Annotated in this window: 13 protein-coding genes; 5 read left to right on the top strand and 8 right to left on the bottom strand. The window is 64.0% G+C overall.

Annotated features, from left to right (window positions below; genetic code table 11):
- Positions 1-51 precede the first annotated feature (51 nt).
- A complete protein-coding gene (locus M8523_RS12680) occupies positions 52-1134 on the top strand; it encodes a TraB/GumN family protein (protein ID WP_282585235.1) in 1083 nt (360 codons plus the stop codon).
- 480 nt (positions 1135-1614) lie between these two features.
- Here M8523_RS12680 and M8523_RS12685 read toward each other — a convergent pair whose 3' ends face one another.
- Positions 1615-2466: a hypothetical protein gene (locus tag M8523_RS12685; protein ID WP_282585236.1), complete on the bottom strand. Its 852-nt coding sequence runs from the start codon at positions 2464-2466 to the stop codon at positions 1615-1617.
- Positions 2467-2801: 335 nt separating this feature from the next.
- On the opposite strand from M8523_RS12685, the gene M8523_RS12690 reads away from it, so the two are divergent.
- A complete protein-coding gene (locus M8523_RS12690) occupies positions 2802-5165 on the top strand; it encodes a tetratricopeptide repeat protein (protein ID WP_282585237.1) in 2364 nt (787 codons plus the stop codon).
- Between the two features lie 116 nt (positions 5166-5281).
- Here M8523_RS12690 and M8523_RS12695 read toward each other — a convergent pair whose 3' ends face one another.
- Together M8523_RS12695 and M8523_RS12700 are read right to left on the bottom strand one after the other, a co-directional pair.
- Positions 5282-6358: an autotransporter outer membrane beta-barrel domain-containing protein gene (locus M8523_RS12695; RefSeq protein WP_282585238.1), complete on the bottom strand. Its 1077-nt coding sequence runs from the start codon at positions 6356-6358 to the stop codon at positions 5282-5284.
- Positions 6359-7172: 814 nt separating this feature from the next.
- The gene (locus M8523_RS12700; RefSeq protein WP_282585239.1) at positions 7173-8051 is read right to left on the bottom strand and encodes a LysR family transcriptional regulator; all 879 of its coding nucleotides are present in this window, start codon (positions 8049-8051) and stop codon (positions 7173-7175) included.
- Between the two features lie 121 nt (positions 8052-8172).
- Between M8523_RS12700 and M8523_RS12705 the strand changes: the two genes are divergently transcribed.
- Genes M8523_RS12705 through M8523_RS12715 form a run of 3 tightly spaced genes read left to right on the top strand, consistent with a single transcriptional unit; the run spans position 8173 to position 10517 of the window.
- On the top strand, positions 8173-8919 hold the full coding sequence (locus tag M8523_RS12705; protein ID WP_282585240.1) for an SDR family NAD(P)-dependent oxidoreductase: 747 nt from the start codon (positions 8173-8175) through the stop codon (positions 8917-8919).
- 60 nt (positions 8920-8979) lie between these two features.
- Entirely contained in the window at positions 8980-9390 is a 411-nt protein-coding gene (locus M8523_RS12710; RefSeq protein ID WP_282585241.1) for a DUF427 domain-containing protein, read from the top strand.
- Positions 9391-9404: 14 nt separating this feature from the next.
- Positions 9405-10517 (top strand): alkene reductase, encoded by a 1113-nt coding sequence (locus M8523_RS12715; RefSeq protein ID WP_282585242.1) that lies wholly within the window; start codon positions 9405-9407, stop codon positions 10515-10517.
- A gap of 88 nt (positions 10518-10605) precedes the next feature.
- Here the strand turns inward: M8523_RS12715 and M8523_RS12720 are convergent, their stop codons facing one another.
- From M8523_RS12720 to M8523_RS12740, 5 genes are all read right to left on the bottom strand, one after another.
- Positions 10606-11586, bottom strand: a complete 981-nt coding sequence (locus M8523_RS12720) for a sugar-binding transcriptional regulator (RefSeq protein WP_282585243.1) — start codon at positions 11584-11586, stop codon at positions 10606-10608.
- Complete coding sequence (locus M8523_RS12725; RefSeq protein WP_282585244.1) at positions 11576-13096, bottom strand: FGGY-family carbohydrate kinase; 1521 nt, start codon at positions 13094-13096, stop codon at positions 11576-11578. Before M8523_RS12725 ends, M8523_RS12720 begins: the two co-directional genes overlap by 11 nt.
- Before the next feature lie 151 nt (positions 13097-13247).
- On the bottom strand, positions 13248-14264 hold the full coding sequence (locus tag M8523_RS12730) for a galactitol-1-phosphate 5-dehydrogenase (RefSeq protein ID WP_282585245.1): 1017 nt from the start codon (positions 14262-14264) through the stop codon (positions 13248-13250).
- Positions 14265-14487: 223 nt separating this feature from the next.
- The gene (locus tag M8523_RS12735; RefSeq protein ID WP_282585246.1) at positions 14488-15483 is read right to left on the bottom strand and encodes an ABC transporter permease; all 996 of its coding nucleotides are present in this window, start codon (positions 15481-15483) and stop codon (positions 14488-14490) included.
- Positions 15483-17000, bottom strand: a complete 1518-nt coding sequence (locus tag M8523_RS12740) for a sugar ABC transporter ATP-binding protein (protein WP_282585247.1) — start codon at positions 16998-17000, stop codon at positions 15483-15485. The genes M8523_RS12735 and M8523_RS12740 overlap by 1 nt, the downstream gene beginning before the upstream one ends.
- Positions 17001-17122 lie beyond the last annotated feature (122 nt).

Genomic DNA, 17122 nt, shown 5'->3' on the forward strand with positions numbered 1-17122 from the left:
CAGACCGACACCTCGCAAGAGCGTTGCAAGATGTGCGAACGAAACGACGGCATGCGTCGCGACCAGGAAGGCCCGTCCAGCGTCATGAAGGTGATCCACATCAGGGCTCCCCGCGATCGGCGCCATCTGCGATCCACATTGGCATCATTGGCGCTCGCTCTCTGCTGTTGTGCCGGCTTGACCAGTTCCACCCGCGCCGCCTGTCATGGGCACGACGTTCTGCGCGCCATCATGGAGCGCAACCCGGATGCCTATGCCGAGATCGCCACGGCCGCTCAGGCGATGCCGTTCAACACGGGCACGCTGTTTCGCGTGAGCCGGGACGGCATCTCACCCTCCTTTCTGTTCGGAACCCTGCACGTCGCCGATCCGCGGCTCGCGTCCCTGCCCGCGCAGGCAAAAGAGGGGCTGGACGCCTCGAAGGCCGTGGTGCTCGAAACCCTCGATCTCGACGGGCGGAGTCTCGTGGGCGGCGGCCCGGATGGAACGGGGCTGTCGACCGCCCTCACGGCGACGCCCCAGGAGAAGTCGAAACATCTCTTGGGCGGGGTCGATTTCGCTCGGCTCAAAGCTCTGACGGCATTGCGGGGCCTTCCCGAAACAGTGGTGGAAACCGCCAAACCTTCGGCTTTGGCCCTGATGCTCGATCTTCCCACCTGCGCGGTCCACAAGGCCGGCGATCCACCCTTTGTCGACGAACAAGTGCTGGGGAGGGCGAAAGCCAAAGGGTTGAAGACGATCGGTCTCGAATCGGCCCTCGAGCAATTCACGGTCGCGGATGGGCTGTCACCCGAGACCCAGGCGACCCTCCTGAAAGCCGTGCTGACCCAGTCTCGGGAAGCCCAGAACATCATTGAATCCTCGATCCTTCTTTATCAGCAGGGTCGAACAGGCTTGCTGCTGGCCTGGACGAGCGCCCTCGACCCCTTTCCCGGAAAGGCCGCGGCCGCCATTCCGCTCGCTTTCGTGGATCGCACGATTCGCGTGAGGAACCTCAGGATGCGCGATCGCCTGCTTCCCATCCTTAGCAAGGGGGGTGCCTTCATCGCCGTGGGCGCTCTGCACCTTCCTGGCCAGGACGGACTGGCCGCGCTTTGCGAAAGGGCGGGCTACCGAGTCGAACGGCTCCTCTAGCCTCGGGGCAAGCTGCCCCACGAAGATGCCGGCCAAAACGCCACCTACCAAGACCAGACACAAGGTGAAGAACGCCGTAGGGTCGTTCCTCGTTGTCTCCCAGAAGGCTTCTGGCTTGTGACTCTTGGTACTTACCTGGACGGCCTCGGCTTTGCTATTGGGGGGTGTTGGTTGCTACTGAAGCAGAGAAAAGGCAAACACAAAAGCCACGGCCGCGATGACCAGCCTGAAGACCGATCCCCGCTGGTAGTCTCTCAGCCGCACTTTCCGCCCTCCGTTGACGACGTTTAGCCCACCACGTCGTTCATGCAAGGAAGGTCCGAGTTAAACCGATGTGGGCTCGTGCGCTCGCTGGAGCGCTAGCTACTCTCAGTGTAAGCTTTGGGTGCGTCTCCATCCCACCAGCTATAGACGTTGTCCATATGCGGGGAGGGCGCAAAGCGCTTACAGAAGCGTGCGACGTGCAGTTGTCCCAAGAAGTTACGGTATGTAACTATGCCGTATACCCAGAGGGGTAATTTTGTCTTCCATAATGCCAGCCACCTCGTCATTAGAGAGGCCAAGCGTCGCGTACCTTGCGGCGTCCAGTTCATGCGTTTCGCCACCATCAACAACTGCATTGAACGGTAGGGTAAGGACGTTCTGATAATCTGGCTCGTCTGGGAGCTTGCCTCCCAAGAAGATGTCACAAGAGGATTGAGCGAGGAAAGCTGGAGATCTTCCATAATTTCGGATTTCACAAATAGCCGTTGGGTTTTGCAACCCCAAACGGATACTGCTTGTTCCAGTCTTGTCATAGATCGCGTGGATGCGAATGCTGCTCAGAACAAGCTTTGGAGTTTCTACTGCGACTACAGCGTCTGCAGATCGTTTTGCAGCAAAAGCCGCGTCCCGAGCAGCTTCTATCGAGCTTCGCATATCTCGGGACTGCCCAGCAGCGATGCTAAGATTGTCTTTCCGCTGCAACCGACTCGCTTCCCACAAATCTCGCGTGGATTTGTCGAGCCCAGCGGTCTTCCAAGCCAAAACAGCAGTGAAGGCGACAAGGAGCAAGTCGCTCAGCTTCACATCGAGCAGCCAATCAGTCAGCGCGTCAAACGAGCCTATCCCGGCTGTGGAACGATGATCTTGATCGCCATCGCATTCCTGCTTCGTCAATCCCGCTTTGCGCGCCTGACCGACTACTTGCCCGTAGCGGCTCCGATCCTCCTGCTTCTGCTCCTGGGTCTTATGTGAGGCGAAAGCGAGCGCAGAAGCCAGCAAAACAAACGTGAAGAGTGCGCCCAGGAGAAAGTCAGGAACGACGGAGTTGCGCTTTGGATCGCCGGACATTGGCTCATTTGGGCAAGAATAAAAGATTTTCCAATCGTACTCCTTCCATCTCCAAAGCCGCTAGAGCCAGGCGGGAATGTCGCCGCTCATGCCCTAAAATGTGGTGCGAACCGCTATAGAGTGCTTGTGCCGTTTGCGCCATGATACTGCGTCCGTGCAGGGTTTCCCTTTCCCTTCGGCATCCTCTCATCAAAATCCGCTGAGCGATGAGGCCGGATTCCGGACCTTTGTCACACAGGACCGGCGCCCGGATCGCCTCCGCATTGCGTGTAGACGCAGAGCGTGCTGATGTGGGGCTCTTTGAACCTACTGGCATTGGCTAGACGCAAATACGTATGAGCGTCCTATTCGCGGGAATTCACGTGTTATACGACGTCTTTACTGGCACGAGCATTCGAAAGCAGGCTTTACGGGCCGGCGTGGCGGTCTGGCTCGGCGCCTTGCTTGTCCCGGCGCGGGCGGACGATCATCATCTCTGCGACGCCGCCACCACGCCGCCGGTCGAAGCCATCCGGGCTTGTACGGCGCTCCTCGACGGAGGGATCGATGCGTCGAGCGCGCCCGATGTCTACCTCAATCGTGGCAATGCCCATGCGCGAATGGGGGATATGACGAGCGCGGCGTCCGATTACGACGCCGCGATCAACCGGCGCCCCGATTTCGTGGCGGCCTACAAGAACCGCGGCATCACGCGTCTCGTCTCCGGCAACCTGGAAGGCGCGCTGTCGGATTTCGGTCAGGGCCTCAAGCTGAGCAAGAATGCGCCGGAATTCTACGATCTCAGGGGTCAGTCGCTGAACACGATGGGCGAGTTCGAGCGCGCGGTGCAGGATTTCAACAAGGCGCTGGCGGCCGATCCGACCCTCGTCAACGCCCATCAGAATCGCGCCTATGCGTTCCTCCACATGCGGCAAACCGACAAGGCCCTGGCGGATTACAGCGCGGTGATCCGCTCGGCGCCGCAGGATCCCAAGGGATATCTCGGCCGCGCGACCGTCTTCATGGACAGCGCCGCCTTCGACTCGGCCATCCGCGATCTCGACAAGGCGCGGAGCCTGGATCCCAAAAACGCCGCCACGCTCAGCATCCGCGGCGAAGCCAAGCGCTTGAAGGGCGACCTCACGGGGGCGCTCGCCGACCATACCGAGGCGATCCGCCTCGCGCCCGATCAGGACAGCGTCTACATCAACCGCTCCCTCGTCTACCGGGACAAGCGGGACTACGAGAAGGCACAGGCCGATCTCGCCGAAGCCATTCTGCGCAATCCGAAGAGCGACCTTGCCTATGCGGACCGGGGTGAGATCTGGCAGCTGAAGGGTGACTACGACCGCTCGATGAGCGATCTCGAGAAAGCGACAGCCCTCAATCCCAAGTCGCCCGTCGCGCTGACGCTGCTCGGCGACACACTCCGCTACAAGGGCGAGCTCGATCATGCGCTCGACGCCTATAATGCGGCGACACGCGCGGTTTCGGATTATGTCGCCGCCTATACGGGCCGCGGTCTCGTCTATGAGAAGAAGCAGGATTTCGCCGCGGCCCGCGCCGAATTCGAGAAGGCCCTGAAGCTGCCGTCCGACGCCGATGCCGAAAAGGCGAAGCCCGCACAGGCGCTCGCCCGCGATGGCCTTGCGAACATCACCCAGGAGTTGGCCCGCATCGAGAACGAGAAGGCGGTCGAAGCGCAGGCGGCGGCGGCCGAGGCGGCGGGACGGACCAAGTCCGAGCAAGGCGCGGTGCTGGCGGAGGCCAAGGCACGCGACGCCGAAGCCAAGGCGCGTGACGCGGAAGCCAAGCTGCGCGAGGCTGAACTCCAGCAGGCCGCCGCACAGACGGGCGCCATGAAGGCGGAAGCGCGGGCCAAGGCTCTGGAGGCGACCGTCAAGGCCCAAGAGGCGGAAGCGGAAGAGCGCATCAGCCAGGCGGAAAAACGCGCCAAGCAACTGGAAGCGCAGATCGCGGCGGCAAACGCGCCGGCTCCCCTGCCCGACCAGGGGCGGCGAGTGGCCCTGGTGATCGGCAATTCGACCTATCAATCCGTTCCGCTGCTGCCGAACCCGCAGAAAGACGCCGAGGCGGTCGCCCAGAGCCTCCGCGACGCCGGCTTCAATTCCGTTTCACTGGTGGAGAATGCCACTCTGAGCCAGATGAAGAAGGCCCTTCGCGCCTTCCAGGAGATTGCCGACGATGCGGACTGGGCGATGGTTTATTACGCGGGCCACGGGATCGAAATCTCAGGCCAGAATTATCTCATCCCCACGGACGCGCGCCTGCAATCCGACCGCGATGCGGATGATGAGAGCGTCTCCCTGCGTTACGTGCTCGACCGCATCCACAATGCGCGCAAACTCCGCATGGTGATCCTCGATGCGTGCCGAGAGAACCCGTTCCAAGGCATGATGAAACGCGAGATCGCTTCGCGTGCCGTAGCGCGCGGTCTCGCACCCTATGAACCCCGGGTCGCGAACGAAATGGTTGTCTATGCGGCCAAGGATGGCGAACAGGCGGCCGATGGAAATTCATCGGGGCACAGTCCCTTCGCCGAAGCCCTGATCAGTCGGATGACGACGCCGCGGGTCGAGATCAACAAGGTGTTCCGGCTGGTGACCTCGGACGTCCTCACGGCAACCGGCAACCGGCAGCAGCCTTTCGTCTATGGATCGACGCCCGGCGAGGAGGATTTTTATTTCAAGACCAAGTGATCGTGAGGGGCGTCATTGCCCGGCAGCGAAACGACAAGCCGGTCGAATCGCGGTGACGTGCCCCTGCCGATCGTCCCGCCTCGCGCACCCGGAGGACAGGGCGCCCGAGTAGCGGGTTACCACTGGACCCGAAGGCCGCCCTTGCCGCCGGCACCGAATAGCCGGTCGCCGCCATAAACGTCGCCCTGTGCGAACAGGTTGACGCCGTTGCCGACGTCGTAATTGACGGCCAGGATCCCGCGACCTCGCACCTTGCCCTCGTCGGACTTCGCCAAGAGGTTGGTGCCGAAGAAGCCGCCCTGAATGAACCCGCCGTCGACGATGACGTCGCTGAAGACCAAGCCGGTCAAAGAGGTGCTCAGCCGACTCTGGTTGGCGAGGATCGTGTCCGTGCCAACCCGGGCACCGCCCTGCACCATCAGCAGGTCGCCATTGTCGAGGCCCAGTTCACGCTTGGCGCGGCCATCGAAGAGCGACGCCGTATACTGGAACCCGACAGTAGGTTCGATCCATATCGGCCCGAAGGCGTCGAGGCGGTAGCTGAGATTTCCGAAGGTCGAAAGATTGGTGAGGCCGCCGGAGCCCGTGCCCGAGAAGGCGTTGACCCCAGGCGCCACGAGGTTTCCGGCATTGTCGACGTTGACCGTGAAGGCCAGCTGATCGGCAAAGCTCTCGTTGAGATCGAAAATGTCAGCCTTGAAGGTGAGATCTGCCGTGAACGGCCCGGAGAAATAGGTCGCGTAAGCACCGGTCGATGCTCCGGACAAATTGGCAAGAACCGTACCCGCACCATTGCCCACGTTCGCGACAAGGCTCGAAGTGGTTGATGATTTGATGCGGAAATCGGATTCGGTGTAGCCGACCAGCACGCCAAGGATGAGGCCATCGCCGGGCCGGGCAAGGCTTCGAGCGGTGTAATCAATCCCGCCGAGGAAGCCATAGGTATCAGCATGGCTCTTCTCAGTGATCGTCAGTCCGATCGGGATACCAGCGGCGAATCCTGGAAGCGCGGTGCAGCAGTTGATCGACGTGCGGCCGACGGCGCTTCGGTCCTCGACGTTGCCGAAGCCCTGAGCCCAGGCACCGTACCGGCTCTCGTAAATTGGCACAGGGTAGATCCCGGGCGCCGGGAGCGCGACCTGCGGCGGGGCGGGCGGCGCGGAACGGCGCGCCGCAATCCGTCGATCGCGCACATTTGCTCTCCTGAGAGGCCTGAGCGAGGCCTTCGGGGGCGCTGCCTGCGCCGCGACAGGAGTCGATGGTACCCGTGTCACTCGCTCGCAAGTATCGCCGACCCGTGTAAGACCGGCCGGACAACGTTGCGCTTCTTGCTCGCGTCGCGTCGCAATGGCAGAGGTCGTGTTCCGGACCGTTTCCTGCGTCGCCGACTGCGAAAGATTGCTCAGGGCCTGCGTCGCCAAGGCGGCGCCCGAAAACGCCCCTGTCGAACCGTTCGTGCAAGTGCCGCTCGAAAGAGCGAAGCCGGTCTCTCCAGCAATTGTGGCGGGACAAAGCGCAGATTGGGCTCGCGCGGGATTTGCGCAAAGATATAAGAGCCCAAGAGCCATCGTCGCCGAAAGCAACATCATCTGAATTCGGTGAACGAATGGGCGCATGAAATGATGGCAGCCAGTTAAAAGAACGGATCGATTCTAACCCAAACCTCGCTCGAATGATGTGATAATTCCGCCACCTTTTGAGCAAAATGGCCTGATCGAGCACCAACAACCGAACGGATAAATATAGCTAAATATTTGGAATATTTTATTTATTTACCATAAAATACAGCCATGCACCAACCCTCGGGCGGCGGAACAATTCAATGTCTGCGACCAGAGGCCGATCGGGATCGCCGGCAGGAATGCTAAATCGGTCTCGAATCTGGTTCTGGTGACGACATCATCCGCCAGCCCTATGGGCGCGTCGTCTATGCCGTGCCGTGAAATGTTCGTACCGGCAGGATCGACGATCTCACCAGCGACCGGCGGACAGTGACGGCTTCTCTGCTCATCTCGCACCAGCTCGGAGTTGCTTGACCCGCGCGACAATCGCGGCAAGCTGAAGGTGTGGAGTGTCGCGCCTGTATCCAAGCGTGACGTCGATCAAGGGCGGTTCCCCTTCCAGAGGGCGGCTGACCACTGTCGGCGGAAGCAGATTGCGCGCGTACAGCGGCATCAGTGCGATCCCGCCGGTCGACACGACAAGCGAGATCGCCATCGAGAGATTGTCGACCTCGTAGTCGGGCGCGAGGTCGACCCCGACCTTCTTGGCATAACCGTCCGTCACGGCGCGCAGCACGGGGGATCTGGCAGCCGGAACGCCGATGCGCCGTTCCGCGCCAAGGTCACGCGGGCGGACCGTGGGTCGGATCGCGAGACGATGGTCCGCAGGCATCAGCACCACCAGCGGTTCGGAGTTAAGGGTTTCGAAAACGACGCCTGGCGTGTTCGGCTCTGGCCGCAGAAGCGCGAGGTCGATCTTGCCGCGCATCAGGCCGGCCGCGAGATCGGGGGACGAACGGCTCAGGACGGTGACCTCCGCCTCCGGGATCTCCTCACGCAGGATCGTCATGACGCCGGGCAGCCAATCGAACTCGTGGCCGGTGAGGAACCCCAGGACAAACTCTGCTCGTGGCGGCGCCGCGGCGCGGCGCGCGGCTTCGCCCGCGGCATCGACCTGGGCCAGGATGACGCGCGCATGGTCGAGGAACACGCGGCCGGCGGTCGTCAGTTCGATTCCGCGGGACGAGCGGGTCATCAGGCTGCACCCCAATTCGGCCTCAAGGTCCCGCATCTGGCGGCTGAGCGACGGCTGAGCCGTGTTCAGGCGCTTCTCCGCAGCCACATGCAGGCTGCCGACCTCGGCCACGGCGATGAAATAACGCAAGTGTCGAAGGTCCAAAGTGATGCCTCGAAAGTATCGGAGCGGGCGAAGGAAGTCTTACCCGGCTCGATCGGCACGGCCTACATCATCTCCGATGGCCAAACTGGCCCGGAGGAGAAATTTCATGAACCATCCAGTCGTTCTCATCACCGGTGCCCTGACCGGCATCGCCCGCGCCACAGCCGTCGCTTATGCCCAAAAAGGCGCCCGGCTCGTCGTCTCAGGCCGCCGCGAACAGGCTGGCGCCGAACTCGCCGCCGAACTGCGTGCCGCCGGGGCCGAGGCCGAGTTCATCCGCGCCGATGTCCGTCACGAGGACGACGTTCGCGCCCTGGTCGATCAAACGGTCGCCCGGTTCGGACGCCTCGACATCGCGGTCAACTCGGCCGGCACGGAAGGACGGCCCGGCCCCGCGACGGAGCAGACCCCGGAGAGCTACGCGGCAACATTCGACACCAATGTGCTGGGCACGGTACTCAGCATGAAGCACGAGCTGCGCGTGATGCAGGGCCAGCGGAGCGGCAGCATCGTCAACATCTCGTCGACCTTCGGGCACGAGGGCGGCGCCGGCGCTTCGATCTATGTGGCGAGCAAGCACGCGGTCGAAGGCCTGACGAAGTCGGTTGCGCTCGAAGCGGGCGCCTATGGCGTGCGGGTGAACGCGGTCGCGCCCGGACCGATCGACACCGGCATGCTCGACCGATTTGCCGGCGGGCAGGATGGCAAAGCCTATCTCGCCACGCTCAACCCGCAGAAGCGGATCGGCCACCCCGACGAGGTGGCACGCGCCATCCTGTTCATCGCGTCGGAGGAAGCGTCGTTCATCACCGGACATATCTTGGGCGTCGACGGCGGCAAGTCGGCCGGCTGAGCCAGCACGTAGCTCCGGCTCGTGGTTCAGGTCTATACTTGCAAGAAGGAGGATCAACTCATGAACAAGCTCATCAAAGTCCCGGGGCCCGATCATCCGATCACCATCGAACCCACACCCGAACGCGTTCGCATCAGCTGGCGCGGGCAGGTCCTCGCGGATACGGGCGATGCCCTGACCTTGCGCGAGGCGCGGTATCCGGTGGTCTATTACCTCCCGCGTAAGGACGTCGATATGGCGCGGCTGACACGGAGCGCGCACCAGACCTATTGTCCGTTCAAGGGAGACTGCTCCTACTTCGACCTGCCGGCCAATGATGGGAGCGGCGCCAACGCAGTCTGGTCCTACGAGGCGCCCTTCGATGCGGTCGCCGCCATCAAGGACCATCTCGCCTTCTATTCCGACCGGGTGGAGATCGAGTTGGCGTCGCAGGAGCAACCCGGCCGTTCCACGGCAGGCAACTCGCAATGACCAGGAGTTCGTCCATGTCGCAGGTGCTCAGTTTGCATGATCCGGTCCGGATCGGCGGTCTCGATCTTCCCAACCGCGTGATCATGGCACCGCTCACGCGGTCGCGCGCCGGCGCCGCTGGCGTGCCCGGCGCGCTCAATGTCGAATATTACGTTCAGCGGGCTTCGGCCGGGTTGATCATCACGGAGGCGACGAACGTTGGCCCGCTGTCTTGTGCCTTCGAGTACGCGCCCGGCATCTGGCGGCCCGACCAAGTCGCGGGATGGCACGCGGTGGCGGAAGCCGTCCATAGCAACGGTGGTCACATGTTCCTTCAACTCTGGCACGGTGGCCGTGTAAGCGCCAAAGGTCTGCTCGACGGACGCGAGCCGGTCTCGCCTTCCGGGGTCAACGACGATCTCGATGCGCTCGAAGTCTGGGCGCAGCTCGCCAACGGCCATTACGTGAACATCAAGGCAACCCCTTCGCGTGCGCTTTCGACCGGTGAAGTCGAAGCCGTGATCGAGGAATATCGCGTGGCCGCCGTGAACGCGAAAGCCGCCGGATTCGACGGCATCGAGATCCACGCCGCGAACGGGTACCTTCCGCATCAGTTCCTGTCGTCCGCGACAAACCAGCGGACCGATCGGTACGGCGGTTCGGTCGAGAACCGGGTGCGCTTCCTGCACGATATCGTGGATGCGGCGATCTCGGCGTTTCCGCCGGACCGGGTCGGTGTCCGTCTGTCTCCCTACGCGCCGTACAATCACGCGTTGGACGATAATCCGCCGGCAACCTACAGCCATGCTGCCGCGATGCTCCAAGCGAAGGGGCTGGGCTATATTCACCTTGCCGACACAGCCGCTTTCGCCACCGGCAAGCCCGCCATGCCGCAGATCCTGCGAGACGTGAAGCCGCATTTCAAAGGATCGATCATCGTCAACGGTGGGATTAGCCCGGCTGTCGCGGCACGGATGATCGCCGATGGTTCCGCGGACGCCATCGCGTTCGGCCGGCTCTTCATCGCCAACCCGGACCTTCCGGAGCGCATACGGATCGGTGCGGATTTGAATGAATTTGCCTACGACACCGCCTACGGCGGCGGCGCGCATGGCTACACCGACTATGCAAAGCTAAATGGTCGCTAAGTCCTGCCCGCGTCATCCGGAGCACATCCGCTGCCGCACGCTTATCGGTGCTCGCTCTACCACGTGAGTTGACACGTCACTGGCCGCCTCACGTTTCGCCCAGCAGAAACGCGGCTGTGCCTTCGTCGGTCACGAGCACGTTCATGTAACCGGCTCGCAGCGCCGCCCGGACTGCGGCATGTTTCGAGGCGCCTGCCGCGACCGCGATGGCATAGGGCTTGTCGCGGCAGGCGGCTGGGGCGAGGCCGATCGTGCGGGCGTCGAGCGCGGGATCGACGATGACGCCGTGCGGGTCGATGAAGCGACCCAGAACGTCACCGACGGCACCCTTGCGACGCAGCGTGGCGAGGTCCCGTTCCGTGATGAATCCCGACTGGACCAGGACCGAGCCGGGCTCGACCGAGCCGATGCCGAAGATCACCGTCTTGGCCGCGACCCCGAGCGCGAGCACGTCGGCGATGGTCGGGTCCTGTTCGAGCGCGTCGCGGGTCGCGGCCTTGCCCACAATGGCCGGGACCGGCAGCAACGTGGCCGCGCCGGCGCCGGCTTGCGCGAACAATTCGGCGACATTGTTGGTGCGGGACGCCGACGAGCGGATGTTCATGGCGCCGTTCAGCAGCACCACTTCGATCCCGCTGGCCCAGAAGGGTGGCAGCCGATGCGCCACCGCCGCCATTGTTCGCCCCCAGGAGACGCCGATCAGCGACTGCGGAGCGAGGCCGGCGATGAAGCGCCCGGCGGCCTGCGCCACAGCGTCGAGCGTCATGGCATCGTCGATCGCGTTCGGGACCACGACCGCGTCCTTGAGCCCGAAGCGGCGCTGCAATCCGGCTTCGAGATCCGGGCGACGCGGCGTGCGCGGTACGATCTCGATGCGGACGATGCCGGTTTCGCGCGCGTCCTTGAGCAGTCGGCTGACCTGGAAGCGGGTAAGGCCGAGCTCACGCGCAAGATCCGCCATCGTCATTTCAAGGTCGTAATAGCCTTTGGCGGCGCGGAGCATCAGATGCTCGCGCTGATCCGGCGACAAGCCCCGGAACTGAATCTCCCGATCGGCCTCAGCCAACATCTTTATGCAGTTCGGGATGAGACGCGAGGCGGCGCAGCGTGGGCGCCAGGAGGGTGGTCGTGTCGTGATACTCTTTCATGAGCTCACGATACCGGGAATGGTGGCGAAGGTCAGGGTCCACGGTCCGGCCGATGCGGGCGACCCCATCGGAGGCGGCCGTCAGATTGGGGAAAAGACCGGCGCCGGTCGCGGCCGCGGCGGCCGTGCCGACGATGGTGAGATTGCTGTCTTCGGGCAGGGCCACCGGCATGCCAATGGCATCGACGGTCGCCTTGAACCAGAGCGGGTTCTTGGTGAAGCCGCCCGAGCTGACGATGCGTTTGCAAGGAATGCCCAGCGCCTTGATGCGCTCGACGATATGGGCTGAGGCGACCGCCACCGATTCGGTCGCCGAGCGATACAGCGATGCCCGGTCGTGGCCGACCGTCAGCCCCAGGATACCGCCGCGCAGGTGCGGATCGCGATAGGGTGTCCGGTTCCCCATGAAATGGTCGAGCAGCAGTAGCCCCGTGCTGCCGACGGGCCGCTTGGCAGCCTCGTCCCACAGCGCCGGGAGTTGCTCGGAGGTGAGGCCGAACATGTCCCGGCTCAACCAGGAAAGGATGGAGCCGGCCGACACCTGCCCGCCTTCGACCAGCCAGAGATCGTCGACCAGCGCATGCGGATAGGGTCCCCAGAAGCCCGGGACGGGTTTTTCGGTTTCCATATGGAGCAGGAACACAACCGAGGTGCCGCAGATCATCAGCAGTTCCCCCGGCCGCACGGTGCCGGCCCCCAGAATGCCGATGTGGGCGTCGATGCCGCCCTGGGCCAGCACGGGACAATGGTCGAGGCCCAGATGGGCCGCCGCGGCGCGGGACAAGCGTTCGACAGGCTCACCGACCGGGATCACCGTCTGGGGCAGCTTGTCCTCGAGCCCGGGGACACCGAACTCCCGGTAAAGCTCGCCCGGCAGACGCCGGGCGATGGAATCGTAGTTCCACTTGCAGGTCGCGTTCATGCGCGACGCAACCCAGCGGCCGGTCAGCCAGAAGTTGATGACGTCGAGGCACTCGCACACCACCTCGGCCTCGGAGAAGTCGGGGTCATGCGCGGCCATCCACATGGCCTTCGGCACCAGCCACTCGGCGGCATCGCTGCCGCCGCTATAGGCCATCACCGGATGGCGACTGAGCGCAGTGCGCTCGGCCTCGGCGGCGGCCCGGCAATCCATCCAGAGGAGAGCCGGGCGGAGCGGTTGGCCGTCGCGGCGGCAGGCCACGACGGTCGATGCCGTGGTCGCGACCGCGATGCCCTCGACCTTCACGGCTCCGAAACTCCGCATGACGGCACGCGCGGCCCTGCCCAGCGCCTCCCACCAGTCGAGCGGCGACTGTTCGGCCCAACCGAGCTTCGGGTAGGCGGTCGCGTAGGGCGCCTCGCGCTCGCACACGATGGCGCGCGTCTCAAGGTCGAACAAGCCGACCCGGACGCTCCCCGTCCCGAAATCCAGTCCCATCACGAAGGGCATGAGCGCTCACACAATCTTGTTCCCTTCTCCCGCGAGAGCGGGAGAAGGTGGCCTTGCGAAGCAAGGTCGGATGAGGGAATCGCGATGCCGGGGATCCCCTCATCCGACCTGCCGGGCCCCTTCTCCCGTTTACACGGGAGAAGGGGAATCCTCACGGCCGGAACATCACTTTCGAGAAGAACTCGTTGCGGGTCTTGAACATCTTGAAGGTCTCGGGCAGCGCCTCCAGCCCGAGTTCATGTGTGATCATGAACTCCCATTTCAGCTCGCCTGTGCCAAGGCGCTTCAGCGTCTCGGTCCATTGCCGTCCCGGAAACGGCGCGGCAAAGGAATTCCAGGCCCCGTGCAGGGTAATTTCCTGCCGCAGCAGATGCGCGAAAGTCTTGTTCTCCAACGCCACGTCGCCGATCGGGATGCCGATGAACACGACATGGCCACCCGGCGCAGCGAGCCGAACCGCCGCGTTGATCGAGGAGGGGTGGCCGGCCGCCTCCACGATGATGTCGCAGCCGAGGTCGGCGGGAAGCGTGGCCGTCGACAGGAAGGTCTGCGTGGCGCCCGCCTCGCGCGCCATGTCGAGCTTCTGTTCGGAAATATCGATCGCCACGATCTCGGCGGCGCCCATCAGGCGCATCCATTGGATGGCGAAGAGCCCGATGGGGCCACAGCCGATGACGCCGCCTCGCGACCCGACCGTGATCGGAGCTTTCCAGACGGCATGTAGCGCGATCGAGGCCGGGTCGGTCATGGCGACGGCGCGCGGATCGATCCCTTCCGGGGTCTTCAAGAGATTGCCGATCGGGGCGGCGACGAATTCGGCGTAGGCGCCATCACGGCGGCTGCCAAAATAATCATAGTCCTTGCAGCGCGAGAAATTGCCAGTGAGGCACTGGTCGCACACGCGACAGGGGATCAGCGGGGCGACACCGACGAGTTCGCCCGTCGCGAACCCCTCGACGCCTTCGCCGAGCGCCGCGATCTCGCCCGAAAACTCATGGCCGCAGATGATCGGCATCCGGTGTGCGCCCTTGGTGAGCATGCGCGGGATGTCCGACCCACAAACGCCGACCGCCGCCACTTTGAGCAGCACTTCTCCGGGGCCGGCCTGCGGCTTCGGCCGATCCTCCAGGCGGATATCGCCGGGGGAATGCATGACGGCGGCGCGCATAAAACTCTCCAGTTCAGTGGATCCGATATCGTCTTCAAGCCGTCCAATCGGCGGCTCCCGCCGCTTCCCTTCCGGGCACGGCGAATGCATGTGCAGCGGACCGCTTCGCGATCGGTCACCAGCCCGTCATCGCGACCGGAGCGAGGCGATCCATATCTCCGGCGCTGCATGGATTGCCACGGCGGCTTCGCCGCCTCGCGCTGACATGGCGGCCGTGCGGGCACTACCGCCCGAAGCGGAATCCTTGCGTGCCCTGCTGCACCAGCACCGCCACCATGATGATGACACCCATGAAGACCTGCTGGCTGTAGCCCGGCACGTTGGCAAGGTTCATGATATTGGCGATGACCCCGAGGATGAGCGCGCCAAGCAGCGTGTTGAAGACACCGCCGCGCCCGCCCATCAGACTTGCGCCGCCGATCACCACGGCCGCGATCACCTGCAGTTCCGCGCCCGTGCTCACAGTGGGGGCGCCGACACCCGTGCGACCGGTGGCGATGACGCCGGACAATGCCGCGAGCGCTCCGGAAATGACATAGACGGCCAGCACGTAGCGCGGCACGGCGACGCCCGACAGGCGCACCGCCTCCTCGTTCGAGCCGATCGCCTTCACGAGACGGCCGAATTTGGTGAAATTCAGCACGATGCCGGCCACCGCGAAGACGACGAGCATCAGGATCACGGGATCGGGCACGCCGAAATGGTAGCCGTTGGCGAAGGTCATCAGCACCTGGCCGTTGTCGCCGGCCATGATGGGTTGTCCCTTGGAGATGATGAACGCGAAGCCGCGCGCCATGGTCATCACCGCCAGCGTCATCACGAAGGCCGGAAGCCGGAGATAGGCGACCGTGACGCCGGCCACGAGCCCGCAGGCCGCGCCTGCGAGCAGCACGAGCCCGATCGAGGCCTCCGGCGCATATTGCTGGATGTAATAGGCCACCAGCACGCTGCCGAGCGCCGAGACCGAACCGACGGAAAGGTCGATGCCGCGCGTCAGGATCACGAACAGCATGCCGACCGACATGATGCCGACGCCCGAGGTCTGCCGCAGCACATTGGTGATGTTGCGCTCGGTGAAGAAATCCGCCGACTGGTAACTGGCGAGTACCAGGATGATCACGAAGATCACGAAGGTGCCATAGCGGTGGAACGCCGCCGCGAAATCGATCCGTTTGCGCGGAACGTCCAGGCCGCGCGATGTGGTGAGAGTGTCGGCCATCAATGCACCGTCGCCTCTTGCGCCTTGTCGCTCGGGGCGGGTTTGCCGCCGATGGCGAGCGAAAGCAGGTTTTCTTCGGAATAGAGGTCGGGCGTGAGTTCACCCCGCAGGCGCCCCTCGCCCATGACCAGCACGCGGTCGCAGAGGGCGAAGAGTTCCTGGTGTTCGGACGAGATCACGATGACGGCCCGCCCCTCCGCCGCAAGCCGGTGGATGATCGTATAGATCTCGGCCTTGGCGCCAACGTCAACGCCGCGGGTTGGCTCGTCGAGGATCATCACCGGGCCGTCGACATGCAGCCATTTCGCCAGCACGACCTTCTGCTGATTGCCGCCCGAGAGGCTGGAGGCGGGCGCCTCCGGCCCGGCCATCTTGAGGCGCAGGCTCTCGGCAAGTTTCATCACGGTCGCGCGTTCCTTGGCCCAGCGAATAAAGCCGCCGCTGGTCACCGGCGCCATCCTGGCCATCGTCGTATTGACCCGGATCGACATGTCCAGCACCACGCCCTGGCGCTTGCGGTCTTCCGGCACGAGCCCGATCCCTGCCTTCACGGCTTGCCCGGGGTGCCGCAGGGCGGCTTCCTTGCCGTTGAGCAGGATGCGGCCCGCATCGCGCTTGTCGGCACCGAAGATGAGACGGGCGACCTCCGTGCGGCCGGAACCCACGAGGCCGCCGAGCCCCAAAATTTCGCCGGCACGAAGCGTGAAGCTGACGTCCTTCACACGCAGCCCGGCGCTGAGATGCTCGACGCGGAGCACCTCCGCGCCAAGGTCGTGGGCGATGCGAGTGCCATAGAGGGCCGAGAGCGGACGGCCGACCATCATGCGAATGAGATCGTTGACGCCCGTGTCCTTCGGCGTGACCGTGCCGACAAAGCCGCCGTCCTTCATCACGGTCATGCGGTCGGAGATCCGCAGCACCTCGTCGAGACGGTGAGAAATATAGACAACGCCGACCCCGGAGGCGCTCAGCTCGCGGATGATACGCAGCAGTTGCTCGGCATCGCGGGCGGCCAGCACCGCGGTCGGTTCGTCGAAGATGATGACCTTGGCGTCCCGCGACAGCGCCTTGGCGATCTCGACCACCTGCTGGTGCGCCACCGTGAGGTCGCCGACACGGGCCGCTGGGTCGATCGCGAAACCGAGCCTCTCGATCAGCACCCGCGCCTTCCGGCGCAGCGCGAACCAGGAAATCATCGGCGGCAGGGAGCCAAGGAAAATGTTTTCCGCGACACTGAGGTCGGGTGCGAGCGCCATCTCCTGATGGATCATCTCGATGCCGACATCGATGGCATCGCGGGGCGAGCCGAATCGGACCGGCTTGTCGGCGAACATGATCGTACCGCCGTCCGGGGCCAGCTTGCCGGACAGCACGCCCATCATGGTCGACTTGCCGGCGCCGTTCTCACCCAGCAACGCATGCACCTCGCCGGCCCGTAGGCTGAAGTCGACGCCCTTCAGAGCCGCAAGGCCGCCGAAGCGCTTCTGAATGCCGGTCATCGCGACGAGGTCGGGCATGGGGATTGCCAAAACGCTGGGGAAACCCTTCTCCCGTGCGAACGGGAGAAGGTGGCGCGGCGAAGCCGTGACGGATGAGGGGAATTCCGGCCCTGCGTTCCCCCTCATCCGACCTCGCGTTC

It is taken from the genome of Lichenifustis flavocetrariae, from assembly GCF_026130545.1.
GTDB classification, from domain to species: Bacteria; Pseudomonadota; Alphaproteobacteria; order Rhizobiales; family Beijerinckiaceae; genus Lichenihabitans; species Lichenihabitans flavocetrariae.